The organism is Flavobacterium sp. H4147, from assembly GCF_029360735.1.
Classification (GTDB): domain Bacteria; phylum Bacteroidota; class Bacteroidia; order Flavobacteriales; family Flavobacteriaceae; genus Flavobacterium; species Flavobacterium endoglycinae.
The window spans coordinates 451,507-476,727 of the sequence record NZ_JARKNB010000001.1 but is presented as its reverse complement, the minus strand read 5'-3'; the positions used below and the strand labels follow the sequence as shown (position 1 = coordinate 476,727).

Here is a 25,221-nt window from a genome sequence, read left to right as displayed (position 1 = left end):
GAAATAAATTTTTCTGTGTTATTTTAGAATTTCAAATTTAAAGTTATAGACTAAAAAATGTTGTAAATGTCTTGTTAAATTATTTTTTTTGGCAAATTACATCAAAAAGAAAACCCGACAAGTTTTAAAAACCTGTCGGGTTTGAGATGTATTTCTGAAAATCAGAAATCTATAATCTTAAATCCAAAATAGATTAGTATCTGTAGTACTCTGGTTTGAATGGACCTAGAACTTCAACACCAATGTAAGCTGCTTGATCTTCTCTAAGAACCTCAAGCTCAACACCTAATTTAGCTAAGTGTAAAGCAGCTACTTTTTCATCTAAATGTTTTGGTAACATGTAAACTTCGTTTTTGTAAGCTGCGCTGTTGTTCCATAATTCGATTTGAGCTAAAGTCTGGTTTGTAAATGAGTTACTCATTACGAAACTTGGGTGACCTGTAGCACAACCAAGGTTAACTAAACGACCTTCAGCCAAAATGATGATATCTTTTCCAGCGATAGTATATTTGTCAACCTGAGGTTTGATTTCGATTTTAGAAGCACCGTGGTTTTTGTTTAACCAAGCCATGTCAATTTCGTTATCAAAGTGTCCGATGTTACAAACAACAGTTTTATCTTTCATTTTTTCGAAGTGGCTTCCCACAACGATATCTTTATTTCCTGTAGTTGTAATGATGATATCAGCATTAGCAATTACAGTATCTAATTTTTTAACTTCGTAACCGTCCATTGCAGCTTGTAAAGCACAAATTGGATCGATTTCAGTAACCGTTACAATAGAACCAGCACCTCTAAAAGAAGCCGCAGTTCCTTTTCCAACGTCACCGTATCCACAAACAACCACTCTTTTTCCTGCTAACATTAAGTCAGTTGCACGACGAATAGCATCTACAGCAGATTCTTTACATCCGTATTTGTTATCAAATTTAGATTTAGTAACAGAATCGTTAATGTTGATTGCAGGCATTGGAAGAGTTCCAGCTTTTACTCTTTCGTAAAGTCTGTGAACACCAGTTGTAGTTTCTTCAGAAAGACCTTTAATTCCAGGAACTAACTCTGGGTAACGATCGATAACCATGTTAGTTAAATCTCCACCGTCATCTAAGATCATATTTAATGGTTTTCTGTCTTCGCCAAAGAATAAAGTCTGCTCAATACACCAGTCAAATTCTTCTTCATTTAAACCTTTCCAAGCATAAACTGAGATTCCAGCAGCGGCAATAGCAGCAGCAGCTTGATCCTGTGTAGAGAAAATATTGCAAGAAGACCAAGTAACTTCTGCACCAAGAGCAATTAAAGTTTCGATTAAAACAGCAGTTTGAATCGTCATGTGTAAACATCCAGCGATACGCGCACCTTTAAGAGGTTGTTCGTCTTTGTATTCAGCGCGAAGTGCCATTAAACCTGGCATTTCAGCTTCAGCTAGTTCAATTTCTTTTCTTCCCCAAGCCGCTAGAGAAATGTCTTTTACTTTGAAAGCCACATAAGGCGTAGTTGTAGTACTCATTTATATTATATTTGTATAATTGTAAAATTTTTTGCAAATTTAAGGAATAGCTTTTGAATTTTACTATTTTCTGTAAGATTTGTGAAATCTTTAATTTCTTAATCTTTAGAATGTTAGTTTAAAAATCGTTTTGAACCATATAAGAGATATAAGTTCATTAAAAAAGATCTTAACTATAAACCTTTACAGAGAATTGCTTAAATTTACTTAAGAGATATTTTAACCCCAAAGTTATATTTTCTTATATCACTTATATGGTTAAAAAAAATTACAATTAACCATTCATCATTTAGAATTAAAAAGAAATGCCTCTATTTCAGACCATACAGTTTAACGAAACAACTAAAATTTTAATTTGGGAAATAACAGAATCTTTTGATGAACTGTATAGTCGTGTAACTTTAAAAGAAAAAACACAGAAAAGATTAGACGGAATGAAATCTCAAATGCATCAACGTGCTTTTTTGAGTGTTCGTATGCTGATTCAGGAAATGGGCTTTACAGATAAAGATCTGCATTATGACGAATTTGGGAAACCATATTTCGATTGTCATAATTATATTTCAATTACGCATTCCTATCATTTTGCGGCCATAATTATAAGTCATGAAACCGTTGGAATTGATATGGAATTACAACGCGAAAAAATTCAGAGAATCGCAGATAAATTTACAGATTTTGAATGTGATTATTTAAATCCATCATCTACCGAAGAATACATAAAAAAACTTACCGTAATCTGGGGAGCAAAAGAAGCGATCTTTAAAATCAGAAATGAAAAAGGAATCAGTTTTAAAGACCATATCAACGTAGATAATTTTTCTTTAGAAGAAACCCAAACGCACGCAAGTCTTCATTTTGATGATTTGATTAAGGATTTTGATGTGCATTACCAAGAAATCAAATCTGATAATTTTGATGGTAAGTTTACTTTGGTTTATGCTTTTGAAAAATAAATTCCAAATTCCAATTTTAGGAATGTTGTCATTCCGCCGCAAGGAGAAATCGCACAAGAAATTCCGCCATTTGTTAGATAAGTTAGTTGGATGTTTGCTTCGTTTCTCGAAATGACATTTAAACTTCACTTTCTTTTTGACGATGCTGAAACATACTCATATATAAAAAAGTACTCATTTTTCTAGCGCGCCTTTTTAAAGTTTCTACATTTTCGCCTTCAAAATGTTCGTCTAGTGTCTGAGCCCAATGATTAAGCCAGATTCCGAATTCGTTTGCCGTGATTTTTTCATCAAAATGAGCATCAACTTCATTGTGAACAGCATGTGGATTCCCTTTGTATTTACGAACACCAAATAAATTGGTTTCCCAAAAATCTGTTAGTTTTTCTAGGTGTAAATCCCAATCGGTAATTATTTCATTAAAATAAAAGCCGATTTCTTGATCGGCTCTTATTTTGTCGTAAAATGTATTTACTAGAAAAGTAATATCGGCTCTATTTTCTATTTGTTTTTTCACAGAAAAATTGTGTTTAAAAGAATAAATAATACACTTAATACTGAGCTCAGAATTAAAAGATTAAAAACTACTTTATGTTTCATTTGAGCCAAAATTGAAGTGTTTACAAAGATACAGGCCAAAACGATAATAGCCAGCTGAATCATTTGCGGGATTGAAGTTCCATTTGCTAAAACGTACATTGCTGCAGCGCCTCCTAAACAGCTTTGTCCAATTACTGCCATTGCAGCAGAACCCATATAATTTTTGTTGAAAATGTCGAATGTTGTGTGGTATAGTGTCATGATATTCAGATTTTTATATGACAAAGGTACGTCCACATTTCCGCTCCATTTTATGATTAAAATCATAAAACAAGAACTTTTTTATCTGTATACTTTTCGGTTAATAATCTTCAATTCGCCTTTTTTCTCCAATGCTTTTATGGCTCTAATGACCGTTTCTACTCGTAAACCAGTTAAATCGCCAATTTGCTTACGGGTAAAATTAATCAAGTATCCATTTGTATCTTTTTGAAAATTGAAATAAGCAATTCCATGATCGATTAATTTTAACACACGGTGTTCTGGTTCGTGTGTCGAAATCTCAGCTGCCATAACCGATTTATAATACAAACGCTGGGCAAGATTTTCGATAATTTTAATGCTGACAGAGGAATTCTCTTCTAGTAATTTCATAAATGCAGTTTTGGGAAGAAGCATGATTTCACTGTCTTCAACCGCAATAGCATTGGCAGGGTATTTTTGGTTTAGAAATAATGGCGGTTCACCAAAAGATTGATCTTTATAAAATATGCCCTGAATAAACTCTCGTCCGTCATCATTATAGTTGCTCATTTTAATTTCGCCCGAAATGATTTGATAATAATAGGATGGCAGATTTCCTTCTTCAAAAATAATTTCGTTTTTGCCGAAAGACTTTTTTACAGCACCGTATTTTTTTAGTAATTCAGGAGCAATCATAGATTTGTTTCTTCGAGTTGGTTATAGAGACTTTACAAATATAATTCATTCAAAATAGTTCTTCTACAGCAAAAACTTTACTTTTACAGCCATTATGGAACAAAAATTACGTACCAATATCCATCAGCAAATTTTAGACGCTAAAAGTAAAGGCGAGAAATTATTAGCTATACTTTTGGACCCTGATAAAATAGTTTGGGAAAACTTAGATCATTTATTACTAAAAATAAACCAATCGCCTGCAACTCATATTTTTGTGGGAGGAAGTATTGTTCAGAGTACTATTTTAAAAGATTTAATTGCACAGTTAAAGGGAAAAACAAATCTACCGGTTGTTATTTTTCCTGGAGATCCTTCGCAGATTTCTCCGCAAGCAGATGCTATTTTGTTCCTATCATTATTGTCAGGACGTAATCCAGATTATTTAATTGAATATCAGGTTCAAGCAGCTCCAATTTTGAAAAGAACGAATCTGGAAGTTATTTCTACAGGATATATTTTAATAGAAAGCGGTAACGAAACTGCTGTAGCGCGCGTTAGTAAAACTGAACCACTCAATCGTGAAAATTTAGCTTTGGCTTTGGCAACAGCTCAAGCAGGAGAAATGCTGGGCAGTAAACTCATATATCTAGAAGCTGGAAGTGGTGCTAAAAAACCAGTGCCATTAGAGATGATTTCGCTGATTGCTCAAAACATTACAATTCCTATTATTGTTGGCGGAGGAATTGTAGATTTGCACGGAATTCAAAATGCCTATAAAGCAGGTGCTGATTTAGTGGTAATTGGAACTGCTTTTGAGAATGACAGCCATTTTTTTGAATCTTAAACCTAAAGTTTCTTATGATTGATTTTTTTTTAGAAAGCTATAAAAATGCTCCATTGTGGCATATTATACTTGAATTTTTGGTTTTTGTATGCGGTATTTTAAGCGTTTGGTTTGCTAAAAAAGAAAACATATGGGTATATCCAATGGGTTTAATTGCAACAGTAATTTCAGTATATCTTTTATATATTGCCGGATATATTGGAGACATGATTATTAATGCTTATTTCTCAATTATGAGTATATATGGCTGGTATATGTGGGCAAAAGGAGGAACAGTTGAAGACAATCTTCCCATTACCCGAACAACTTTTAATGAAAAAATAATAGGGTTATTACTGTTTATTGTAACCGTTTTTGTAGTTTTCGGGATTTATAAATATTTTGATTACGAAATTCATAAAGACAATTATGTAGATATGATTTCATCAGGAATATTCTTTGCAGGGATGTGGTACATGGCCAGAAAAAAAATAGAAAACTGGACACTCTGGATCATTGGTGATATTATTGTTGTGCCTCTTTATGCTCATCGCGGCTTAGGGATGTTGTCACTTCAATATTTAATTTTTACAATTTTAGCTATTTCAGCTTATTTAGAATGGAGAAAAATCTTAGACAGCAAAAAACAAATATCATAAAAATTGCTTTGTTTGGTCCTGAAAGTACAGGCAAAACGACTTTAGCAAAACAGCTTGCAGAGTATTATGAAACCGAATGGGTTCCTGAATTTGCACGTGATTATCTGCAAAAAAAATGGGAAGAAAACCAGCATGTTTGTAATGCCGATGATATGATGCCTATTGCGTACGGACAAGTGGCATTGGAAAATGAAAAGCTTTCTTCGGCTAAAAAATATTTGTTCTGTGATACCAATTTAATGGTTACCAAAGTTTTTTCGGAAGTATATTATGGTTTTTGCGATCCGCTTTTAAATGAAGCGGCATTGGAACACGATTATGATTTATTTTTTTTAACGAATATTGATGTTCCTTGGGAAAAAGATGATATTAGGGATAAAGCTGAAGGAAGAGAAACTGTATTTTCTGTTTTCAAACAAACCTTAATAAATACTAAAAAACCTTTTATAACACTTTCTGGAAATAAAGAAAGCCGTTTGGCAAAAGCAACAGCTATTATTGATGCCTTAAGTGTTTTGAAAGAAAAAGGATTGTCCTCAAAAGACTTTGTTGAAATTTATAATCACGGAATCTCTTCTGATGATATTTTAAAACAATTAAAATTTTTTAAAAAAGGAATTGCTAAAAGTAACTTAATAAGTCCAGCTACTGTAAATAATGGTATTTTAAGTTTAACAGAATCAGATTTTGAAAAGAAAGCAGCCTTTTTTGACAGCCAAAAAGAGGAATTAAAAATTAAAAAATTTGTTCCGGCTTCAGGTGCTGCAACCCGAATGTATAAATTTCTAGCAGCCTTTTTAAATGATTTCGACATTAAAAAGGAAACGATAAATGCCTATATCAATCGAAATAACGATAAAGAACTTGCTATTTTTATTATTGGAATGGAGAAATTTCCGTTTTTTGATGAGGTAGATAAAAAACTAAGAGAAATTTATCCTGATTTTGAAAGCTTAGAAAGAGATTTTAAAAACTATTATTTCATAAAATTATTATTGTCGCCGGAATATTTTAATTCGGCCAATAAACCGAAGGCAGTTTTACCATTTCATCAGTATGTCGATCATATTGCAAATCCAATTGAAGAGCATTTAAATGAATGTGTACATTATGCAACATCAAAAAATGTTTCAAATCTTCATTTCACCGTTTCAGAAATTCATCAAAATTTATTTGAAAAAGCCGTAGATGAAGTAAGAGAGAAAATTGAAAAACCTTCAGGAGTACAAATAAATATTGGGTATTCTTATCAAAATAAAAGTACAGATTCGATAAATGTTGATGCCAAGAATAAGATCGTTAGAAGTTCAAATGGAAATCTAATCTTTAGACCGGGCGGACACGGAGCTTTAATTGAAAACCTAAATAATTTGGATGCAGATATAATCTTTATTAAAAACATCGATAATGTAATCCAAAACCACATTGATAAAATTACTTTATATAAAAAAGCTTTAGGCGGAGTGTTGATTGAAGTACAGCAAAAAGTTTTTAAATATTTAAAAGTTATTGAAGACCAACAGATAAATGAAGATTCTTTGTCTGATCTTACTGAGTTTTTATCGAAAAAGCTGAATATTGAATTAGGAAAAGACTTTCATAAATTCACTTTTGAAAATAAAATAAACAAAATTAAAGAAGTATTAGACCGCCCAATCAGAGTTTGTGGAATGGTTAGAAATGAAGGCGAACCCGGTGGAGGACCGTTCTGGATAATGAATCGAAAAGGAGAAATATCACTTCAAATTGTGGAAACGTCTCAAGTAGATTTATCAAATAAAAAACAACTTGAAATTCTCGAAGAAGCGACACATTTTAATCCTGTAGACTTGGTCTGCGGAATTAAAAATTATAAAGGGCAGAAATTTGATTTAAAAGAATTTGTAGATCATAAATCTGGATTTATTGTTGAAAAAAGTGTTGAAGGAAAACCAGTAAGAAGTTACGAGCTTCCAGGATTATGGAATGGTTCGATGGCAAATTGGCTGACCGTTTTTGTTGCAGTGCCGCTTATCACTTTTAATCCTGTAAAAACGGTAAATGATTTATTAAAACCGGCACACCAGCCACAATAATGGATAACGATAAAATCATATCAGAATTAAACTTTAAAGCCGTTAGAAGCAGTGGTGCGGGCGGACAGAATGTGAACAAAGTTTCATCAAAAGTCATTTTGTCTTTTGATCTCGAAAATTCACAAGCGTTATCTGATGATGAAAAGTTATTATTAAAAGAAAATTTATCGGCAAGATTAACTTCAGAAAACATCTTGATTTTAAATTGTGACGAAGACCAAAGCCAGCTCAAAAATAAAGAAATTGTCACTAAACGATTTTTTGAAATCCTTAAAAAAGGATTGTATGTTCCAAAGGTTAGAAAAGCTACAAAAGTTCCAAAGTCTGTAATCAAAAAAAGAATCAAGGATAAAAAGAATCTTTCTGATTTAAAACAATCCCGCAAGAAACCAAATTTAGATTAGATCCCAATACTTAGTTCCAAATTCCAAAAACAGCTTTAAAAGCATTTCAATGGAATTTGGAATTTCTTTTTTGGAGTTTTAAATATTTTAACATTACCTTTGCACTGTCTCAAAGGGGTGCTCTAAATAACGAGCTGAGATCATACCCAAAGAACCTGAGCGAGTAATGTTGCTAAGGGAAAACGACACTATCGAGCGTGCACACTTTATTTTGTCGTGAAACACATTTATTAATTTAACAAAAGAATAATTCCCCCTTTTATTCGTAATTTTTTACGAATGAAAACTTTATTTAAAGGTACTTTTAAAGGTACAAAGCTGCAAAGGCGCAAAGGTTCAAAGCTGATCCAAAAGTCGTCTGTTTTATTTCTTTCTTCTATTTTCTTTCCTCTATTCTCTTTTGCACAACAGCAAGACTCTACCAAAGTAAATTCTCTTGATGAGGTTTTGGTTTCGGCAGTTCGTGTGACTTCTAAAACACCAGTTACGTTTAGTAATATGGATAAAAAAGAGATTAAATACAGAAATCTGGGTCAAGATATTCCAGTTTTAATGAACTATCTTCCTTCGGTGGTTACAACATCTGATGCAGGAGGCGGAATAGGGTATACTGGAATCAGAGTCCGCGGAAGCGATGCAACCCGTGTAAACGTTACCATCAACGGGATTCCATATAACGATGCAGAAAGTCAGGGAACTTTTTGGGTAAATATGCCTGATTTTGCATCTTCTGTCGAAAGTCTTCAGCTGCAGCGTGGTGTTGGAACATCAACAAATGGTTCAGGTGCTTTTGGTGCCAGTTTAAATATGCTGACTGATAGTTATGCTTCTAAAGCCAATGGAGAAATTTCAAGTTCTTACGGAAGTTTTAACTCGATGAAAAACACCGTAAAATTCAGTACAGGATTATTAAATGATCATTTTGAAGTTGCTGGACGCTTGTCTGCCATTAAATCTGATGGATATGTTGATCGTGCAAGTTCTGATTTGAAATCGTATTTCCTTCAAGGAACGTATGTTGGGAAAACCACATTAATCAAAGCTTTGGTTTTTGGCGGAACCGAAAAAACATACCAATCTTGGAACGGAATTGATGCTCAAACCTTAAATTCAGACCGAACATTCAATTCGGCTGGAATGTATACAGATGAGGCTGGAAATGTTCGTTTTTATGATAATGAAACTGATAATTACAAACAAAACCATTATCAGCTGCATTGGAGCGAATCACTTTCGGATAAATGGAGTACAAATCTTGCTTTTCATTACACAAAAGGTCAGGGATATTACGAAAATTACAAAGAAGATGCTGAAATGTCTGATTATAATTTAAATCCTGTTGGAACTATTACCACAACAGATTTAGTACGTCAGAAATGGTTAGACAATGATTTTTACGGAACAACCTTTTCAGTAAAATATAAAGAAGAAAAACTAGACGCTATTTTTGGCGGAGGCTGGAACAAATACGAAGGCGATCATTACGGAAAAGTAATCTGGGCCAGATACGCATCACAGTCAGAACTTGGAGATCATTATTATGATGATTTCTCGACAAAAACAGACGGAAATATTTTTGCAAAAGCCAATTATCAATTAACTGAAAAATTGAGTTTTTATGGTGATTTACAATATCGTAGAGTTCATTACAAAGCCAATAGCTATGAAACAGGTATAGTAGATGATACTTTTGATTTCTTTAATCCAAAAGCAGGATTAAATTTCGAAATCAACCAAAAAAATACCTTATACTTTTCGTACGCTCGTGCCAATCGCGAACCTAACAGAACTGATTATGAAGGCGGAAATGTAAAACCTGAAAAATTAAACGATTTTGAATTTGGATGGAGATTTAATTCAGAGAAATTTCAGTTGAATTCTAACCTTTATTATATGGGGTACAAAGACCAATTAATCTTAACAGGAAGATTAGATGATGTTGGAAACCCAATTCGTGCCAATACCGAGAAAAGTTATCGTTTAGGTTTTGAATTTGATGCAACTATTTTACTTTCAGAAAAATTCACACTTCGACCAAACTTTACTTTAAGCAGTAATAAAAATGTTGATCTGGCTGTAGAAGGACAATATTATGGAACAACTAAAATTGCCTATTCTCCAGAAGTAATTGCAGGAAATATTATTGTTTACAAACCTATTGACAGATTGTATATTTCATTATTACAAAAATATGTGGGAGAACAGTATATGAATAATATCGAATTACCTTCGGCAAAACTGGCTGATTACTTTGTAAACGATTTGAATATCTCTTACGAAATACAACCAAAATCAGTATTTAAATCTATTACGATTACGGGTTTGGTAAATAATATTTTAGATAAAAAATATGTTTCAAACGGAGCGATGTGGGATATCTATCCTTATTATTATCCGCAGGCAGGAATTAATTTCTTAGCTGGATTGAGTCTGAAATTCTAAAATAAAAAAAGCCTGAATTTCAGGCTTTTTTTATGTTTTAATTGTAAACGTGAATTACAGTTCCGCTTACTTGAACTTTATATTGTTTTAAAGGATATTCTTTATTTCCTAATCCGGTAAATAAACTGTAAGAAGTTTTGTCGCAGGAACATACAGCATTTATACCGTCAATTGTCATGGCCGTGCAAGAACTGATTTCCTGATTTGGGCAGGCAGCGTCAAAGGCATTGTATCCGCTTCCGGTATTAAAAATAATAATTCCCTTTGCACCATAATTTGGAACAATAACACCATTACTTGCATACTTAAGATTAGAATACAAAGGAAGATTCATATCTACAGATAAATTAACGGCATAGCTTGGTATATAAGGGTTTTTATTATTACGGTCACTTTCGCTGCAAGCAGAAAGGGCACAAACAAAGACGATTAAAAGCCAGATTTTTTTCATTATTTTAATAAGAATTAGTGAAACAAAAATAATTTATTTAGATTTGATTTTTATATGATTAACATATAATTATGTACTATTAAAAATAATAGTATATTTGTAATACAAAATCCCGTCCCGATGGGATTTTTTCTATTTATATAAACGATGAAGTTATGAGTAAAGTATCTTATTACACCGCAGACGGTTTAAAAAAATTAAAAGATGAATTAGAGCATTTAAAAAGTGTAATGCGTCCTAAGGCATCTCAAGATATAGCAGACGCAAGAGACAAAGGAGATTTATCTGAAAATGCTGAATACGATGCTGCAAAAGAAGCGCAGGGTTTATTAGAAATGAGAATTGCTAAACTTGAAGAAGTGTATGCAAACGCAAGATTAATTGACGAATCACAATTAGATGTTTCTAAAGTTTTGGTGCTTTCAAATGTGAAAATTAAAAACCAAAGCAACGGAATGGAAATGAAATATACACTTGTTGCAGAAAGTGAAGCCGATTTAAAATCTGGAAAAATATCAGTTACTTCCCCTATTGGAAAAGGTTTACTTGGGAAATCTGTGGGTGAAATTGCTGAAATCACTGTTCCTAACGGTACTTTGAAATTCGAAATCCTTGAAATCACAAGAGAATAAATTTTTTATAGTTTAACCGTTGAATCGTTAAATCGGTTAAACGATTAACCAAATAAACGAATAAACAATGGCATCAATATTCACGAAAATAGTAAACGGAGAAATTCCAGCATATAAAATAGCGGAAGACGATAACTATTTGGCTTTTTTAGATGTAAACCCAAATGCGAAAGGACACACGCTTTGTATTCCGAAACAAGAAATCGATAAGATTTTTGATATGGATGACGAGCTGTATTTAGGATTAATGAAGTTCTCTAAGAAAGTGGCGGCAGCTTTAGAAAAAACAGTTCCTTGCAAGAGAATCGGAATTGCGGTTGTTGGCTTAGAAGTACCTCATGCACATGTACATTTGATTCCGTTGAATCATATGGATGAAATGCGTTTTATAAACAAAGTTTCACTTTCAAAAGAAGAATTTGAAGCATTGGCAAAAGATATTCAATCAAATCTTTAAGAGACTTTACAGTATAAAAAAAACACCAGTTCGAGATTTTGAATTGGTGTTTTTTTATGCTTTTTATTTAAACTGGATTGTTGATTTTATATAAAATTTGAAACGTAGTTCCTTTTCCAATTTCAGAATGCAAAACCTTGATTTTTCCATTGTGATATTCCTCAACGATTCTCTTTGTTAAAGAAAGTCCTAATCCCCAGCCGCGTTTTTTAGTCGTAAATCCGGGTTCAAAAATAGTTCTGAACTGATTTTTGGGAATACCGCTTCCAGAATCCTTTACGTTAATTTTTATATGATGGGAATCCTGTTCAATCTTAATATCCAAAGTTCCTTTTCCTTTCATCGCATCAATGGCATTTTTGATTAAATTCTCGATTGTCCAGCTGTGAAGCGTAGGATTTATGAATGCAAATAGAGGTTTCTGAGGTGCATGATACGTAAATTCGACTTGTTTAGAAAAACGGGATTGCAAATATTCATACGTATTCAAAGTTTCCGAAACAATATCATGAGATTCTAAAACTGGAACAGAACCAATCTTAGAAAAACGATCGGTTATAGTTTGCAAACGTTCAACATCTTTTTCTATTTCCGTTGTAATAGACTGATCAATGTCTTCGGTTTTCAATATCTCAATCCACCCAATTAAAGAGGATAAAGGCGTTCCAATTTGATGTGCCGTTTCTTTCGCCATTCCAGCCCACAATTTGTTTTGCGTCGCCATTTTAGTGCTTTTGTAGAAATTATAAATCAAAGCCCCAAATAAAAATATAATAAGCAGTAAAGCAACCGGATAGTATTTTAGTTTATTGAGTAAAGCTGAATTTCCGTAGTATAAAGTTTGGTATTTTCCCGGAGCATATTCAAAAGTTATTGGCTCATTTTCATTTTTTAGCTTATTCAAAAATCCCTTTATTTTCTTAGGATCATTTAGAATTTCATTTGGTACATTTTTAGAGCTGACCACTTTATCATATAATATTAACACAACAGGAATGGAAGTATTGTTGCTGAAAATCTGTAGAGGAAGTTCTACATCTGTATTTTCATCGGCATTCACAATTGTAATCTGCGCATTTACAAACAGTTTCATTTTTAATCGTTCCTCATTTTTGAATATTTGGAAGAATGTATACGTATTCCAGAGAATCAGAGAAATGATCAAAAAGGAAATGAATATGATTATCCAACGGGTTGTATTTCTACTTTCGGCAAAGCGCATAAACTAATTTTTGAGGTATAAATATAACGAAATAAACACATTTTATATTTTGCGAGGCTTTAAAAGATTTGTTTTTATCTGCTCAAACTATTTTCGGAAATTAAACCATTTCTCTACTTTTGTAACTGCCAAAATGAGGTTTGGTTAAATAGAAAAATTATGATTAGCATCAATCCAAAAGAGATACCTACAGCACAACTGCAAGGTTATCTGCAAAGTGCAGTAGGACCAAGACCAATTGCGTTTGCAAGTACAATAAGCGAAAAAGGAATTCCTAATTTATCGCCATTTAGTTTCTTCAACGTGTTTAGTGCTAATCCGCCAATTCTCGTTTTTTCGCCTTCAAGACGTGTTCGTGACAATACCGTTAAACATACTCTGATTAATGCCGAAGCGACCAAAGAAGTAGTAATCAATGTTGTAAACTACGATTTGGTACAACAAACGTCGTTGGCAAGTACAGAATATGGAGACGGCGTAAATGAATTTATTAAAGCCGGATTAACACAAATTCCGTCTGATTTGGTAAAACCATATCGTGTAAAAGAATCTCCAGTTCAATTTGAATGCAAGATTACACAAATTATTCCGTTAGGAACAGAAGGAGGAGCTGGAAACCTGATTTTGTGTGAAGTAGTAAAAATTCATATCAACGAATCGATTTTAGACGAGAACGGCGCAATCGATCAGCATAAAATTGATTTGGTTTCAAGATTGGGAGGAAATTGGTATTCGAGATCGAATCAAGGACTATTTGAAGTAGCAAAACCGCTTACAACATTAGGTGTTGGAGTAGATGCCATTCCGAATTTTGTGAAGGAAAGTCCTGTGTTTAACGGAAATGACTTAGGAAAATTAGGAAACATTGAAGCCTTGCCTACAACGGAAGAAGTTACTATATTTGTGAAAGAAAATTTTTCTGTAAAAGGAGTTTTAAGCTCAGACGATCAGAAAAAAGTACATTTAGAAGCCAAAAAATATCTCGATAAAGAAGATGTTATCTCAGCGTGGAAAGTGCTTTTAGCTAAAAAATAAATGAATAGAAACAATAAATAATTATAGACGAAGATGGAAGTTATAGGAAAAGTAAAAGTGGTAAATCCTGAGCAGCAAGTTAGTGCTTCATTCAAAAAAAGAGAATTAGTAGTAACTACAGATGAGCAGTATCCACAGCACATTTTAATCGAATTTACACAAGATAAATGCGATTTATTGAGTAGCTATAAACAAGGAGATGCAGTAAAAGTTTCTATCAATTTAAGAGGAAGAGAATGGGTTAACCCACAAGGAGAAACTAGATATTTCAATAGTATTCAAGGTTGGAGAATCGAAAGATTAGCTCCAGAAGGACCTGCGCAAGGAGCGCCAATGCCAGCGGCAGAAACTTTTGCGCCAGCAACAAACATTAACGAAGACGAACCAGACGATTTACCGTTCTAAGAGTTTAGAAATTCCAATATTGAAATTCCAAATTCCAATTCATTCGACTGAATCTGGAGTTTGGAATTTTATTTTTTGATTTAGTTTTTATCATTTTAATTGAAAGGAGAAAGGGTAAAATTTCAGAAATTTGGAATTTTAAGATTGGAATTTAAAATTTGACCATTAAAAAATGTATTATTTATTCAACGATTTATTTTTTCCGCCAGTAACAGAAGCAGATGAAGAAGGTGTCTTGGCAATCGGTGGCGATTTAAGTTCAGAACGTTTGCTATTGGCTTATAAAAGCGGTATTTTTCCTTGGTTTAATGAGGGAGAACCTATTTTGTGGTGGGCACCAGATCCGAGAATGGTTTTGTTTTTTGATGAATTGGTGATATCCAAAAGCATGAAAAAGATTCTCAATAAGAAAATTTTTAAGGTTACTTACAACAAAAATTTTAGAGAAGTAATTTCAAATTGCCAGCAGATAAAACGAGAAGGCCAAAACGGAACTTGGATTTCTGATGAAATGATCGAAGCATACTGCAAGTTAAACGAAGAAGGAGTTGCAAAATCTGTTGAGGTTTGGCAAGATGACGTCTTAGTTGGCGGTTTATATGGAATTGATTTAGGAAAAGGAAATGTTTTTTGTGGTGAAAGTATGTTTTCAAAAGTTTCAAATGCCTCAAAAACAGCTTTTATTGCTTTAGCCTTATATTTGAAGAAAGAAAAATACAAATTACTCGATTGTCAGGTTTATAACCCTCATTTAGAAAGTTTAGGTTGCCGCGAAATTGATCGCGAAGAATTTATGTCCATTTTAAAAAGCAAATAGAAATGAGTGCAGTTTACAGCGTAAAAGAAATCTATATCTACCCAATAAAAAGTTTAGCAGGCATAAGTCTAAAAAGTGCGAAAGCCGAAGAAATGGGCTTTGAAAATGACCGAAGATGGATGCTGATTAATGCTGAAAATATTCACGTTACGCAAAGAGAATATCCCATCATGAGCCAGTTTTATCCTCAAATTTTAGGAGATAAAATTCAAATAACTTTTGAAGGAGAAACGCATGAATTTTCTACTAACGAACATTTGGAGAACCCAATAAATTCACAAGTTTGGGATGATAAAAGTGAAGTCTTTGAAGTAAATAAAAATTCTTCAAAATGGTTTAGCGATAAATTAGGAGTTGATTGCAGATTGGTAAAAATTATAAAAAATGGAGACCGTAAGCATGAAAGCTCGAGAACAAATGAAACCTATAATGTTAGTCTTGCCGATGGTTATCCGTACTTGTTAATTGGAACTGAAAGTCTTGATTTCTTAAATGAGAAATTAGAGGAAAAAATTACGATTAAAAGATTCCGTCCTAATATTGTGGTAAGCACACAAAGCGCTCATGAAGAAGATGATTTTAAAAATTTTGCAATTGGTGAAGTTCAATTTAAAAACATAAAACCGTGTGGAAGATGTATTATGGTAAACAACGATCCACAGAAAGGAATTGTAAAAAAGGAGCCTTTAAAAACCTTAAGCAAATACAGAAATGTAGATAATTCTGTCTTATTCGGAACTAATATCGTGAGCTTGAATTCAGGAATTATCAGTGTAGGAGATGAGGTTGTTTTTTAGAAATTCAGCTTTGTAAAATTCCAGTTTAGAGTATTAAAAAGTATCAGTTCGTTATTTAAAGTGGGTAATTCAAGAATCAATTTCAAAGTTTCGTGCGCCATCATATTGCCTACAATTCCAGGTAATGTGCCTAAAACGCCATTTAAATTGCAATTTGGAACATCTTTTGGATCGGGCATTTCGGGAAATAAATCGCGAAGATTTTTGCTCCCGTTATGATTAAAAACAGCAATTTGTCCTTCAAACCCTAAAATGCTGCCATAAACCAAAGGCTTTTTCAAGTTAACACAAGTATCATTCACCAAGTAACGAGTCGAAAAATTATCAGAACCATCCACGACAATATCATATTGCTGAATGATTTTAGATGCATTTTCAGCAGTTAATTTTTCATTAATCGCAATAGCTTCAATCAACGGATTTAGTTTTGAAACCACATCTTTAGCCACAATTGCTTTGTGCTGACCAATCTCATTTTCAGTATATAAAATCTGTCTGTGCAGATTATGAATTTCAATCGTATCAAAATCCATAATCCCAATAAAACCAACTCCGGCAGTTGCAATATATTGTAAAATCGGACAGCCTAATCCGCCAGCGCCAATGACTAAAACTCTAGCTTTTTTTAATTTTTCCTGACCTTCATCGCCAATCTCAGGAAGAATAGTTTGTCTGTTGTAACGGAGGAATTCTTTTATGATGCTCATTTTTAAATTTTAGATTTCTGATTTTAGATTTTAGATTGATGTTGGAATTTAGAGTTTACATTTTAGTTTGGAATTTGGAATTTAGAGTTTGGAATTTAAACAAAAGCTTTTGTCCAATCTTTCCAAACAGGCTCATAACCTGCATTTTTTATGATTTTTGAAATTTCTTCTGCAGAGCGTTCATCGCTGATTTCGAATTGTTCCAAAGATTGCGGATCAACCACATAACCGCCTGGATTGGTTTTAGAACCGGCACTCATACTCGTAACTCCAATCGGAATTATGTTGTTTCTGAATTTTTCATTTTCTCGAGTTGAAATTGAAATTTCCAGATCTTCATTCCATAATCGATAAGCACAAATCAATTGGGTCAAATCTTTATCATCCATAATAAAATTCGGTTCGATAATGCCTTCAGCAGGACGAAGACGCGGAAAAGAAACCGAATATTTTGTCTGCCAATATTTCTTCTGCAAATAATCTAAATGAAGCGCATTGAAAAAACTATCTGTTCGCCAATCTTCCAAACCTAATAAAACACCCAAACCAATTTTATGAATTCCAGCAGTTCCAATTCGGTCGGGAGTTTCCAGTCGATAATCGAAATTTGATTTTTTGCCTTTGGTATGGTACTTTTTGTAAACTTCCTGATGATACGTTTCCTGATAAACCAAAACCGAATAGACTCCAGCATCATGTAAACGCTCGTAATCTTCTGTCGAAAGTGGCTGCACTTCAACAGAAATAATTGAAAAGTCTTCTTTGATTAAATGAATCGCATTTAGAAAATAATTGATGTTTACGGTATAATTTGCTTCGCCGGTAACCAACAAAACATGATCGAAACCAGTGTTTTTTAAAGCTTGTACTTCTCGTTTTATTTCAGTGTCAGTCAGCGTTTTTCTTTTTATTTTATTGTCTAAGCTAAATCCGCAATACGTGCAAATATTTTGGCATTCGTTGCTTAAGTAAAGCGGCGCATACATTTGAATGGTTTTTCCAAAACGTTTCTTAGTGATTTCATGGCATTTCTGTGCCATTTGCTCTAAATAATTTTGGGCAATAGGAGAAATCAGAATCAAAAAATCATCGAGATTGTACTTGGTTTTTGCCAAAGTACGTTCGACATCTTTTGATGTGGTATTGTATATTCTAGATTGGATTTCATCCCAATTGTATTGCTCAAAAATAGATTTGAATGTTTTCATGCTAATGTGTTTTTTTACCGCAAAGAGCGCTAAGAATTACGCAAAGTTCGCTAAGCTTTGAGTTCTTAATTATTAATAATAAGCTCGCAAAGCTTAGCGAACTTTGCGAAAAAACCTTGCGGACTTTGCGGTTAAATTACTCGTAAAGAAAAGAAGTCAACGGACTAGAAGCCGAAGCATAATTTTGCTGATTGGCAACTTTTGCTTCAAAAGCCTTTCTTCCTGCAATAACCGCTTCCTTAAAAGCTTCTGCCATTAAACTCGGATTTCCAGCGACGGCAATCGCGGTATTCACCAATACAGCATCTGCGCCAATTTCCATTGCTTTTGCAGCGTCAGAGGGAGCTCCAATTCCAGCATCGACAATAACAGGAACCGTACTTTGTTCGATAATGATTTCTAAGAAATCTATTGTTTTTAAACCTTTGTTGCTTCCAATTGGCGAACCCAAAGGCATTACAGCCGAAGTTCCAGCGCTTTCCAAATGTTTGCATAAAACAGGATCGGCGTGAATGTAAGGAAGTACAATAAAACCCAATTTTGCCAATTCTTCTGTTGCTTTTAAGGTTTCAATGGGATCGGGCATTAAATATTTCGGATCTGGGTGAATTTCCAGTTTCACCCAATTGGTTTCTAATGCTTCACGTGCCAATTGTGCAGCAAAAACTGCTTCTTTAGCGTTTCTTGCTCCCGAAGTATTGGGCAATAAATTGATATTGGGATGTTTTAAATGCGATAAAATAGCATCAGTATCAGTTTCCAAATCAATGCGTTTTAAGGCAACGGTAACCAATTCGCTTTCAGAAGCTAAAATCGCTTGCTCCATTTCCTCATTCGAGCCAAATTTTCCCGTTCCCAAAAACAGGCGGGATTTAAAGCTTTTATCCCCTACATTAAAGAACGATGTTTGCATATAATTTTTCGTTTAATTGTTGAATTAATTTTTCTTTCTCATCACTTTCGGTAATAATTCCAGAAACGGCAATTCCGTGAATTCCTGTTTCCATTAGCGGACTCACATCGCGCAATGTGATGCCACCAATAGCGTAAACCGGAATTTCGATTTTATTTTTTTTCAGTTTTTGAAGAATATCAAAATAGCCTGACAATCCTAATATTGGACTTAATTTTTCTTTTGTAGCAGTAAAGCGAAAAGGACCTAATCCGATATAATTACATCCATTTTTAACATGATTTTCGATGTCTTCAAAAGTATTGGCAGTTCCTCCAATTACTTTTGAAGTGCCTAAAAAAGCTCTTGCTTCGTCAATTTTGGTATCGGTTAAACCTAAATGAATGCCGTCTGCATCAATTTCTTTGGTAAGATGCAAATCGTCGTTTATAATAAAATTAGCGGTGTATTTTTCGCATAAAGGTTTTACCGCTTCCGCTAAGGTGAAAGCGTCTTTTTGTGTTTGGTTTTTAAAACGCATTTGCACCCAATTACAGCCTGCATCTAGTGCCTGATGAATATTGTACAATTGCTTCTCGATGGTTTCGCCTTGCGAGATATATTGAAGTTTGCTATGCATAGTGATATCCAATTAAAGTTGATGTTGAACTCAGGTAGTTTTCTATATAGATTTTAGCGTTTTTACAAGCTTCTTTTAGTGTTTGATTCAAAGCTAAATTGGAAGCAATAGCAGAAGAAAGCACACAGCCCGAACCGTGTTTTTCGAAGCAGTTTTTCTCTGATGGAAGTAATTCTAAAACTTCATCTTTCAGAAATAAACGATCTGTTCCTAAAGCTTTTTCGTTATGTCCGCCTTTCAATAAAATGTTCGTTGAAAATTCCTTTTTTTTCGAAATAAAATCAGGAAACAGAATTTCGGCTTCAAGATAATTTGGCGTTATCAAATCGATTTTTGACAATATTTTAGTTAAGTCAGAACGATTTTCAATATTCATAAATTCAAATTTTGTACTCGATTTCAAAACAGGATCCCAAACCATTTTGGTTGAAGGAGAAAGCAGTTTTATGGTCGAAACAATTCGGTTTAAATCGTGTAAAGAAGATACAATTCCAATTTTTACCGCACTGATTTTATAATTCAAAAACAGTGTTTCAATAGAGCGAATTACAAAACTCAAATCAGTCCACTGAATTTCATAAAATTGATTTTCAGTTTGAATGGTATTCGCCGTCGAAATCGTAAAACCAGTCACTTTATGCTGTTCAAAGGTTTTGATATCGGCCAAAATTCCAGCGCCTCCAGACGGGTCTAAACCTGCGATTGTGAGTACGAAAGGGCGATCTGTTGACATAATTTAAATTGTTTTAATGGATTTTCATTTTTCCAAATACTTCCTAAAAGCGCGACATCATCAAAACCTTTTTCTAAGACTTCATGAATATTTTCTGAATCAATTCCACCCAAACCAGTCATTTTTGTTTGATGATTTGTTCTTGATTTTATTGCTTCAAAAAGATCTTTTTCAGGAAAATAATTCTGTTTAGAAATACTTTTATAAACCGGACTCAGAAAAGCATAATCAAAATTTTCAAGCGAATTAAAGTCTTCAATTGAATGTGTTGATGTTGATTTAGGCCTGCAAGGTTTTGAAAACTTTGCAGGAAGGTCATTAAGACTTTTTCTGTCTTTTTCAGAAAAATGAAACCGTTCAATACCAAAATCTTCTGCTAATTGATGATGATGATGCAAAACCAAATTAGCTCGGAATTCCAATTTTATATGATGAATAAACTGCGCCATTTTCAGTTCAGAAAAATTAGGTTTCCGAATATGAAGCAAAGACAATCCTTCCTCCAATAAAGAATGAAGAATATGTATTTCATCTTCAACAAAAAAAGGATTCGTAATTACTATCATGTCTTTTCTCTTTCTTCTATACTCTATTTTCTAGATATAAATCTCTTTCCCTTGTTCAATAAATTCCTCTGATTTCTCCTGCATTCCTTTTTCTGCGGCAGCAACATCCCTGATTTCCTGAGATATTTTCATAGAGCAGAATTTTGGTCCGCACATCGAGCAGAAATGTGCCACTTTTGCGCCATCGGCAGGAAGTGTTTCATCATGGAATTCTCTTGCGGTATCGGGATCTAAAGCCAAATTAAACTGATCTTCCCAACGGAATTCAAAACGGGCTTTACTCAACGCATTATCACGATATTGCGCGCCCGGATGACCTTTTGCCAAGTCGGCAGCATGAGCCGCAATTTTATACGTGATTACGCCGTCTTTAACGTCTTTTTTATTTGGCAAGCCTAAATGTTCTTTTGGCGTAACATAACATAGCATCGCACAGCCATACCAGCCAATCATAGCAGCGCCAATTGCTGATGTAATATGATCGTAACCCGGCGCAATATCAGTCGTTAAAGGGCCTAAAGTATAAAACGGAGCTTCATGACAATGTTCTAATTGTTTGTCCATGTTTTCTTTAATCATGTGCATCGGAACGTGTCCTGGTCCTTCAATAAAAACTTGAACATCATGTTTCCAAGCAATTTTTGTCAATTCGCCTAAAGTTTCCAATTCGGCAAATTGTGCAGCATCATTTGCATCTGCAATCGAGCCTGGACGCAAACCATCGCCAAGAGAAAATGCCACATCGTATTGCTTCATGATTTCGCAGATTTCCTCAAAATGCGTGTATAAGAAGTTTTCTTTATGATGGAACAAACACCATTTTGCCATAATTGATCCGCCTCGAGAAACGATTCCGGTGACACGATTGGCAGTTAAATGAATGTAACGAAGTAAAACTCCTGCATGAATTGTAAAATACGAAACACCTTGCTCTGCTTGCTCAATCAATGTGTCGCGGAAAATTTCCCAAGTTAAATCTTCAGCAATTCCTTTTACTTTCTCTAATGCTTGATAAATAGGAACAGTCCCAATTGGAACAGGAGAATTTCTGATAATCCATTCTCTGGTTTCGTGAATGTTTTTTCCAGTAGATAAATCCATAATCGTGTCGGCTCCCCAACGACAAGCCCAAACGGCTTTTTCAACTTCTTCTTCAATGCTCGAAGTTACCGCGCTGTTTCCGATATTGGCATTTATTTTTACCAAGAAATTACGCCCCACAATCATTGGTTCGCTTTCTGGATGGTTGATATTGTTTGGAATAATGGCTCTTCCGCAAGCGACTTCAGAACGAACAAATTCTGGAGTAATTTTGTTTTTTGGAGTGTTTGCACCAAAACTATTTCCGCCGTGCTGGCATTGCATGGCTTTGGTTTGTTCATTTAAAAGTTCGATACGCTGGTTTTCACGAATCGCAATATATTCCATCTCTGGAGTAATGATTCCTTGTTTGGCGTAATACAATTGTGTAACGTTCGCGCCTTTTTTAGCACGTTTTGGCTGATGCAAATATTCGAAACGAAGGTGATTTAAGCTTTCATCTTTTAATCGGCTTTGTCCATAATCTGAGGTAATTTCGTTTAGGATTTCAACGTCATTTCGGTCTAAAATCCATTTTTCTCTTAAACGAGGTAGCCCTTTTCTAATGTCAATTTCAATATTCGGATCTGTATAAGCGCCCGAAGTGTCGTAAACGGTTACGGGCGGATTTTTCTCAATGCCGCCATTTGAAAGTTTAGTATCACTCAAAGTAATTTCTCGCATCGCTACTTTTATCGGATGAATTTCTCCGTCGATATATACTTTTTTAGAATTCGGAAAAGGGGTTCTGGATATTTGTTCTTCGTTTGTCATAAGAAAAGAAGTTATGAGTTATAAGTTATGAGTTGTTGTAGAGGAGCACTGAAGTGCGTCTACGCAAAGTGAAATTTTGGAATTTGGATTTTTTATATTGGAATTTTAAATTGAAATTTAACCCCCTTGCGTAGCAGAAATAATCAAAATATCGTCAGTTTCGCGTACGAAGAATTCGTTCCATTTGGTTTTTGGAACAACGGTATTGTTGACAGCAATAGCTATTCCGTTTTGTTTTTGCGGAATTTCGAGATCGAGCAATGATTGAACGCTTAGCGATTCAGCATTGAATTTTTTGGTTTGTTGATTGATTTTTAGTTCCATTCCTTTTCAGTTTAGTGTATAGATACACCTTAGGAATGGCTACAAGAACGCATAAAAATGCGCGCAGAAGTCATCTTACTTTTCCCTACGCTAGTATGAACTAGATCAGGTTCAGAGGGTAAAATCTCAGCCTACAAGTTTGTAGACACCCCTAAAGTGTGAAGCAAATATAGATAATTTTTGTTTAAAGTTTCAAGTTTTAGGTTTCAAGTTGTTTTTTTGAGTGCAGTTATAACGTGAAACCTGAAACTTGAAACCAACTTTTACTTTGTTCTTGTCCAGCAATCTTCCACATGATCATTGACCATTCCGGTGGCTTGCATGTGTGCGTAAATGACGGTTGAACCGACAAATTTGAAACCTCTTTTCTTTAAATCTTTGCTGATTTCATCTGAAAGCGGCGTAGTGGCTGGAGCATCTTTTGAATTTTTCAGATGGTTTACAATTGGTTTTCCATCAGTATATTTCCAAATATAATCGGAGAAAGTTCCAAATTCTTCCTGAACTTTCATAAAAGCCTGAGCATTGGAAACTGTGGCTTTGATTTTTAATTTGTTCCGAATAATACCTGTATTCTGCATTAATTCTTCGATTTTCTCTTCAGAATAATTAGCCATTTTTTTATAATCGAAATGATCAAAAGCGGCTCTAAAATTTTCTCTTTTATTTAAAATAGTAATCCAGCTTAAGCCAGCTTGAAAAGTTTCCAGAATTAAAAATTCGAATAAAGTTGGGTCGTCATAAACTGGAACGCCCCATTCTTCATCATGGTATTTTTTGTATAAATCGCTGGAAGTACACCAGCCGCATCTTATTTTATCCTCCATCATTTTCCAATTTTCCAGTGATAACCTTTTACGCTCGGTATGTAAGCTTTTGTGCCAATTATGATGAGATCGGTATAGATTTTCTTTTTGTATTTGATCCCGATGGCTTTTCCGGAAGTATACATTTTATTGGCTTCGAACTTGAATTTTATTTTGGCATCGGTAAATTTTGCGTCCGAAATTCTTTCAATAAACCAAGTTGATTTCCATTTGATTTCAATTTCGTCTTCGGCAGTTTTAGTAATGCTTTTTATGAGTTTTATTCCGTCAGCCGGAATATTATGGTTTTCAATAAGTTCTTTTTGTGTTATGGTTTCGCCTGTTTTACACTCAGCTATGAATTTTTTAAAATGAGTAATTCCGATAAACTTTTCATTTTCAATTTTTTCTTCTGCGATAGTATCGTTTACGGTTTCGTTATTTTCAGCAGAAACCTCGGTTGTAGTGATTTTGTCTACAATCGAATTTTTATATTCTTTTACGGTTTCGACAGTACTTTCTGAAATACTTTCTATTTTGTTTGAAATCTTATCGGTGACTTCCAATATTTGCTTTTTGGTGTCTTTAGAACAACTTGCAAAGCTTAAAACGATCGCTAAAAGAAATGTTTTGTAAGTTTTCATTCTTGTAAACCTTCCTGTTTTTTGTCGAGATCGTCTTTTTCCAAATATTTTTTAATTAAATGATGTCCTAAATAAATCGCCGGAGTCAATAAAATGGCAATTGATAGTTTAAAAACATATCCAATTAAACCAGATGAGATAAAAGTATCAAAATCAATTTTTCCTGGAAGCCAAAATGCAATTCCAAGCACAATAAACGAATCAAATAATTGGGAAATGACTGTAGAGCCGGTGGTTCTTAACCATATTTTTTTATGTCCAGTACGATTTCTGAAAAACCAAAAAACACTCACATCTATTAATTGCGAAACCATAAAGGCGATTATACTCCCTACAATAATCCACATACTTTGTCCAAAAACGGCTTCAAACTGTTCGTCATTAACAGGACTTATTCCTTTGGCAGCCGGAATTGTAATGGCCATAAAAAGGATTAGAAATGCGTATGCAATAAGACAGGCAGTTATAAAAGAAAGTTTTTTAACGCCTTTCTCCCCGAAATATTCATTGATTAAATCGGTTGTTAAAAAAACAATTGGCCAAGGCAGAATTCCTATACTCATTACAAAAGGACCAATCTGAATTAATTTTCCACCTATAAGTTCGGCAACAACGGCATTGGTTATAAAAATTCCTGCCAAGATTACAAAGACGATTTCTTTTCGGGTTTTAAACATATGTTTTTAAAGGTTTATTTTAAG

General features: G+C 33.9%; 29 protein-coding genes and 1 riboswitch. Of the genes, 12 read left to right on the top strand and 17 right to left on the bottom strand.

The features are described from left to right. Positions 1-193: 193 nt before the first annotated feature. Entirely contained in the window at positions 194-1,510 is a 1,317-nt protein-coding gene (ahcY, locus tag P2W75_RS02110) for an adenosylhomocysteinase (protein ID WP_276378719.1), read from the bottom strand. 305 nt (positions 1,511-1,815) lie between these two features. Between ahcY and P2W75_RS02105 the strand changes: the two genes are divergently transcribed. Next, positions 1,816-2,466 carry a 4'-phosphopantetheinyl transferase superfamily protein gene (locus P2W75_RS02105; protein WP_276378718.1) on the top strand — a complete coding sequence of 217 codons (651 nt, stop codon included), beginning with the start codon at positions 1,816-1,818 and terminating at the stop codon, positions 2,464-2,466. 118 nt (positions 2,467-2,584) lie between these two features. Here P2W75_RS02105 and P2W75_RS02100 read toward each other — a convergent pair whose 3' ends face one another. The 3 genes from P2W75_RS02100 to P2W75_RS02090 are packed head-to-tail and all read right to left on the bottom strand — an operon-like array spanning position 2,585 to position 3,945. Continuing rightward, on the bottom strand, positions 2,585-2,983 hold the full coding sequence (locus P2W75_RS02100; protein WP_276378717.1) for a group III truncated hemoglobin: 399 nt from the start codon (positions 2,981-2,983) through the stop codon (positions 2,585-2,587). After that, positions 2,980-3,333, bottom strand: a complete 354-nt coding sequence (locus P2W75_RS02095) for a hypothetical protein (protein WP_239023272.1) — start codon at positions 3,331-3,333, stop codon at positions 2,980-2,982. Before P2W75_RS02095 ends, P2W75_RS02100 begins: the two co-directional genes overlap by 4 nt. A 15-nt stretch (positions 3,334-3,348) precedes the next feature. Next, entirely contained in the window at positions 3,349-3,945 is a 597-nt protein-coding gene (locus tag P2W75_RS02090; RefSeq protein WP_276378716.1) for a Crp/Fnr family transcriptional regulator, read from the bottom strand. Positions 3,946-4,039: 94 nt separating this feature from the next. On the opposite strand from P2W75_RS02090, the gene P2W75_RS02085 reads away from it, so the two are divergent. The 5 genes from P2W75_RS02085 (at position 4,040) to P2W75_RS02065 (ending at position 10,330) form a co-directional block, all read left to right on the top strand. Then, positions 4,040-4,771 (top strand): geranylgeranylglyceryl/heptaprenylglyceryl phosphate synthase, encoded by a 732-nt coding sequence (locus P2W75_RS02085; protein WP_276378715.1) that lies wholly within the window; start codon positions 4,040-4,042, stop codon positions 4,769-4,771. A 14-nt stretch (positions 4,772-4,785) separates the two neighbouring features. Then, entirely contained in the window at positions 4,786-5,409 is a 624-nt protein-coding gene (gene pnuC / locus P2W75_RS02080; protein ID WP_276378714.1) for a nicotinamide riboside transporter PnuC, read from the top strand. Then, complete coding sequence (locus P2W75_RS02075) at positions 5,370-7,484, top strand: DUF4301 family protein (RefSeq protein WP_276378713.1); 2,115 nt, start codon at positions 5,370-5,372, stop codon at positions 7,482-7,484. The genes pnuC and P2W75_RS02075 overlap by 40 nt, the downstream gene beginning before the upstream one ends. Beyond that, positions 7,484-7,888, top strand: a complete 405-nt coding sequence (gene arfB, locus P2W75_RS02070; protein ID WP_276378712.1) for an alternative ribosome rescue aminoacyl-tRNA hydrolase ArfB — start codon at positions 7,484-7,486, stop codon at positions 7,886-7,888. The genes P2W75_RS02075 and arfB overlap by 1 nt, the downstream gene beginning before the upstream one ends. 279 nt (positions 7,889-8,167) lie before the next feature. Next, complete coding sequence (locus tag P2W75_RS02065; RefSeq protein WP_207297827.1) at positions 8,168-10,330, top strand: TonB-dependent receptor; 2,163 nt, start codon at positions 8,168-8,170, stop codon at positions 10,328-10,330. A 37-nt stretch (positions 10,331-10,367) separates the two neighbouring features. Here P2W75_RS02065 and P2W75_RS02060 read toward each other — a convergent pair whose 3' ends face one another. Then, a complete protein-coding gene (locus P2W75_RS02060; protein ID WP_276378711.1) occupies positions 10,368-10,781 on the bottom strand; it encodes a hypothetical protein in 414 nt (137 codons plus the stop codon). Between the two features lie 155 nt (positions 10,782-10,936). Between P2W75_RS02060 and greA the strand changes: the two genes are divergently transcribed. After that, complete coding sequence (gene greA, locus P2W75_RS02055; RefSeq protein ID WP_207297825.1) at positions 10,937-11,413, top strand: transcription elongation factor GreA; 477 nt, start codon at positions 10,937-10,939, stop codon at positions 11,411-11,413. A gap of 67 nt (positions 11,414-11,480) precedes the next feature. Then, a complete protein-coding gene (locus P2W75_RS02050) occupies positions 11,481-11,870 on the top strand; it encodes an HIT family protein (RefSeq protein WP_276378710.1) in 390 nt (129 codons plus the stop codon). 67 nt (positions 11,871-11,937) lie between these two features. Here P2W75_RS02050 and P2W75_RS02045 read toward each other — a convergent pair whose 3' ends face one another. Next, positions 11,938-13,092 carry a PAS domain-containing sensor histidine kinase gene (locus P2W75_RS02045; protein WP_276378709.1) on the bottom strand — a complete coding sequence of 385 codons (1,155 nt, stop codon included), beginning with the start codon at positions 13,090-13,092 and terminating at the stop codon, positions 11,938-11,940. A 159-nt stretch (positions 13,093-13,251) separates the two neighbouring features. On the opposite strand from P2W75_RS02045, the gene P2W75_RS02040 reads away from it, so the two are divergent. The 4 genes from P2W75_RS02040 (at position 13,252) to P2W75_RS02025 (ending at position 16,146) form a co-directional block, all read left to right on the top strand. Continuing rightward, positions 13,252-14,127, top strand: a complete 876-nt coding sequence (locus P2W75_RS02040) for a flavin reductase family protein (RefSeq protein ID WP_207297822.1) — start codon at positions 13,252-13,254, stop codon at positions 14,125-14,127. Positions 14,128-14,160: 33 nt separating this feature from the next. Continuing rightward, on the top strand, positions 14,161-14,532 hold the full coding sequence (locus P2W75_RS02035; RefSeq protein WP_276378708.1) for a DUF3127 domain-containing protein: 372 nt from the start codon (positions 14,161-14,163) through the stop codon (positions 14,530-14,532). Positions 14,533-14,704: 172 nt separating this feature from the next. Beyond that, complete coding sequence (gene aat, locus P2W75_RS02030) at positions 14,705-15,349, top strand: leucyl/phenylalanyl-tRNA--protein transferase (RefSeq protein ID WP_276378707.1); 645 nt, start codon at positions 14,705-14,707, stop codon at positions 15,347-15,349. 2 nt (positions 15,350-15,351) lie between these two features. Next, positions 15,352-16,146, top strand: coding sequence for an MOSC domain-containing protein (locus P2W75_RS02025; RefSeq protein WP_276378705.1), 795 nt, complete (start codon positions 15,352-15,354; stop codon positions 16,144-16,146). Here the strand turns inward: P2W75_RS02025 and P2W75_RS02020 are convergent. The 11 genes from P2W75_RS02020 to P2W75_RS01970 form a co-directional block, all read right to left on the bottom strand. Further along, positions 16,143-16,853, bottom strand: coding sequence for a HesA/MoeB/ThiF family protein (locus P2W75_RS02020; protein ID WP_276378703.1), 711 nt, complete (start codon positions 16,851-16,853; stop codon positions 16,143-16,145). The genes P2W75_RS02025 and P2W75_RS02020 overlap by 4 nt on opposite strands. A gap of 95 nt (positions 16,854-16,948) precedes the next feature. After that, a complete protein-coding gene (gene thiH, locus P2W75_RS02015; RefSeq protein ID WP_276378702.1) occupies positions 16,949-18,061 on the bottom strand; it encodes a 2-iminoacetate synthase ThiH in 1,113 nt (370 codons plus the stop codon). A 136-nt stretch (positions 18,062-18,197) separates the two neighbouring features. Further along, positions 18,198-18,974, bottom strand: a complete 777-nt coding sequence (locus P2W75_RS02010) for a thiazole synthase (RefSeq protein ID WP_276378701.1) — start codon at positions 18,972-18,974, stop codon at positions 18,198-18,200. Beyond that, complete coding sequence (locus P2W75_RS02005; RefSeq protein ID WP_276378700.1) at positions 18,955-19,593, bottom strand: thiamine phosphate synthase; 639 nt, start codon at positions 19,591-19,593, stop codon at positions 18,955-18,957. The genes P2W75_RS02010 and P2W75_RS02005 overlap by 20 nt, the downstream gene beginning before the upstream one ends. Next, positions 19,586-20,326 carry a hydroxymethylpyrimidine/phosphomethylpyrimidine kinase gene (locus P2W75_RS02000; protein ID WP_276378699.1) on the bottom strand — a complete coding sequence of 247 codons (741 nt, stop codon included), beginning with the start codon at positions 20,324-20,326 and terminating at the stop codon, positions 19,586-19,588. Before P2W75_RS02000 ends, P2W75_RS02005 begins: the two co-directional genes overlap by 8 nt. Further along, a complete protein-coding gene (locus P2W75_RS01995) occupies positions 20,284-20,892 on the bottom strand; it encodes a thiamine phosphate synthase (RefSeq protein WP_276378697.1) in 609 nt (202 codons plus the stop codon). The genes P2W75_RS02000 and P2W75_RS01995 overlap by 43 nt, the downstream gene beginning before the upstream one ends. Before the next feature lie 30 nt (positions 20,893-20,922). Continuing rightward, positions 20,923-22,746 (bottom strand): phosphomethylpyrimidine synthase ThiC, encoded by a 1,824-nt coding sequence (gene thiC, locus P2W75_RS01990; RefSeq protein ID WP_276378696.1) that lies wholly within the window; start codon positions 22,744-22,746, stop codon positions 20,923-20,925. 117 nt (positions 22,747-22,863) lie between these two features. Then, the gene (thiS, locus tag P2W75_RS01985) at positions 22,864-23,070 is read right to left on the bottom strand and encodes a sulfur carrier protein ThiS (protein WP_276378695.1); all 207 of its coding nucleotides are present in this window, start codon (positions 23,068-23,070) and stop codon (positions 22,864-22,866) included. Between the two features lie 65 nt (positions 23,071-23,135). Further along, positions 23,136-23,233: riboswitch (TPP riboswitch) on the bottom strand. 100 nt (positions 23,234-23,333) lie between these two features. Further along, positions 23,334-23,897 carry a DNA-3-methyladenine glycosylase I gene (locus P2W75_RS01980; RefSeq protein ID WP_276379903.1) on the bottom strand — a complete coding sequence of 188 codons (564 nt, stop codon included), beginning with the start codon at positions 23,895-23,897 and terminating at the stop codon, positions 23,334-23,336. Next, the gene (locus P2W75_RS01975) at positions 23,897-24,520 is read right to left on the bottom strand and encodes a hypothetical protein (protein ID WP_276378694.1); all 624 of its coding nucleotides are present in this window, start codon (positions 24,518-24,520) and stop codon (positions 23,897-23,899) included. Before P2W75_RS01975 ends, P2W75_RS01980 begins: the two co-directional genes overlap by 1 nt. Further along, positions 24,517-25,197: a queuosine precursor transporter gene (locus tag P2W75_RS01970; protein ID WP_276378693.1), complete on the bottom strand. Its 681-nt coding sequence runs from the start codon at positions 25,195-25,197 to the stop codon at positions 24,517-24,519. The genes P2W75_RS01975 and P2W75_RS01970 overlap by 4 nt, the downstream gene beginning before the upstream one ends. Between the last annotated feature and the right edge of the window lie 24 nt (positions 25,198-25,221).

Coding starts and splice junctions, on each gene's coding strand:
- P2W75_RS02075 (WP_276378713.1), top strand. CDS start 5,370: ATGGAGAAAAATCTTAGACAGCAAAAAACAAATATCATAAAAATTGCT.
- P2W75_RS02095 (WP_239023272.1), bottom strand. CDS start 3,333: ATGATTTTAATCATAAAATGGAGCGGAAATGTGGACGTACCTTTGTCA.
- P2W75_RS02085 (WP_276378715.1), top strand. CDS start 4,040: ATGGAACAAAAATTACGTACCAATATCCATCAGCAAATTTTAGACGCT.
- ahcY (WP_276378719.1), bottom strand. CDS start 1,510: ATGAGTACTACAACTACGCCTTATGTGGCTTTCAAAGTAAAAGACATT.
- P2W75_RS01975 (WP_276378694.1), bottom strand. CDS start 24,520: ATGAAAACTTACAAAACATTTCTTTTAGCGATCGTTTTAAGCTTTGCA.
- arfB (WP_276378712.1), top strand. CDS start 7,484: ATGGATAACGATAAAATCATATCAGAATTAAACTTTAAAGCCGTTAGA.
- P2W75_RS02060 (WP_276378711.1), bottom strand. CDS start 10,781: ATGAAAAAAATCTGGCTTTTAATCGTCTTTGTTTGTGCCCTTTCTGCT.
- P2W75_RS02040 (WP_207297822.1), top strand. CDS start 13,252: ATGATTAGCATCAATCCAAAAGAGATACCTACAGCACAACTGCAAGGT.
- P2W75_RS02005 (WP_276378700.1), bottom strand. CDS start 19,593: ATGCATAGCAAACTTCAATATATCTCGCAAGGCGAAACCATCGAGAAG.
- thiS (WP_276378695.1), bottom strand. CDS start 23,070: ATGGAACTAAAAATCAATCAACAAACCAAAAAATTCAATGCTGAATCG.
- thiH (WP_276378702.1), bottom strand. CDS start 18,061: ATGAAAACATTCAAATCTATTTTTGAGCAATACAATTGGGATGAAATC.
- pnuC (WP_276378714.1), top strand. CDS start 4,786: ATGATTGATTTTTTTTTAGAAAGCTATAAAAATGCTCCATTGTGGCAT.
- P2W75_RS01970 (WP_276378693.1), bottom strand. CDS start 25,197: ATGTTTAAAACCCGAAAAGAAATCGTCTTTGTAATCTTGGCAGGAATT.
- aat (WP_276378707.1), top strand. CDS start 14,705: ATGTATTATTTATTCAACGATTTATTTTTTCCGCCAGTAACAGAAGCA.
- P2W75_RS02020 (WP_276378703.1), bottom strand. CDS start 16,853: ATGAGCATCATAAAAGAATTCCTCCGTTACAACAGACAAACTATTCTT.
- P2W75_RS02090 (WP_276378716.1), bottom strand. CDS start 3,945: ATGATTGCTCCTGAATTACTAAAAAAATACGGTGCTGTAAAAAAGTCT.
- thiC (WP_276378696.1), bottom strand. CDS start 22,746: ATGACAAACGAAGAACAAATATCCAGAACCCCTTTTCCGAATTCTAAA.
- P2W75_RS02025 (WP_276378705.1), top strand. CDS start 15,352: ATGAGTGCAGTTTACAGCGTAAAAGAAATCTATATCTACCCAATAAAA.
- P2W75_RS01995 (WP_276378697.1), bottom strand. CDS start 20,892: ATGATAGTAATTACGAATCCTTTTTTTGTTGAAGATGAAATACATATT.
- P2W75_RS02065 (WP_207297827.1), top strand. CDS start 8,168: ATGAAAACTTTATTTAAAGGTACTTTTAAAGGTACAAAGCTGCAAAGG.
- P2W75_RS02050 (WP_276378710.1), top strand. CDS start 11,481: ATGGCATCAATATTCACGAAAATAGTAAACGGAGAAATTCCAGCATAT.
- P2W75_RS02105 (WP_276378718.1), top strand. CDS start 1,816: ATGCCTCTATTTCAGACCATACAGTTTAACGAAACAACTAAAATTTTA.
- P2W75_RS02010 (WP_276378701.1), bottom strand. CDS start 18,974: ATGCAAACATCGTTCTTTAATGTAGGGGATAAAAGCTTTAAATCCCGC.
- P2W75_RS02035 (WP_276378708.1), top strand. CDS start 14,161: ATGGAAGTTATAGGAAAAGTAAAAGTGGTAAATCCTGAGCAGCAAGTT.
- greA (WP_207297825.1), top strand. CDS start 10,937: ATGAGTAAAGTATCTTATTACACCGCAGACGGTTTAAAAAAATTAAAA.
- P2W75_RS01980 (WP_276379903.1), bottom strand. CDS start 23,897: ATGGAGGATAAAATAAGATGCGGCTGGTGTACTTCCAGCGATTTATAC.
- P2W75_RS02000 (WP_276378699.1), bottom strand. CDS start 20,326: ATGTCAACAGATCGCCCTTTCGTACTCACAATCGCAGGTTTAGACCCG.
- P2W75_RS02045 (WP_276378709.1), bottom strand. CDS start 13,092: ATGCGCTTTGCCGAAAGTAGAAATACAACCCGTTGGATAATCATATTC.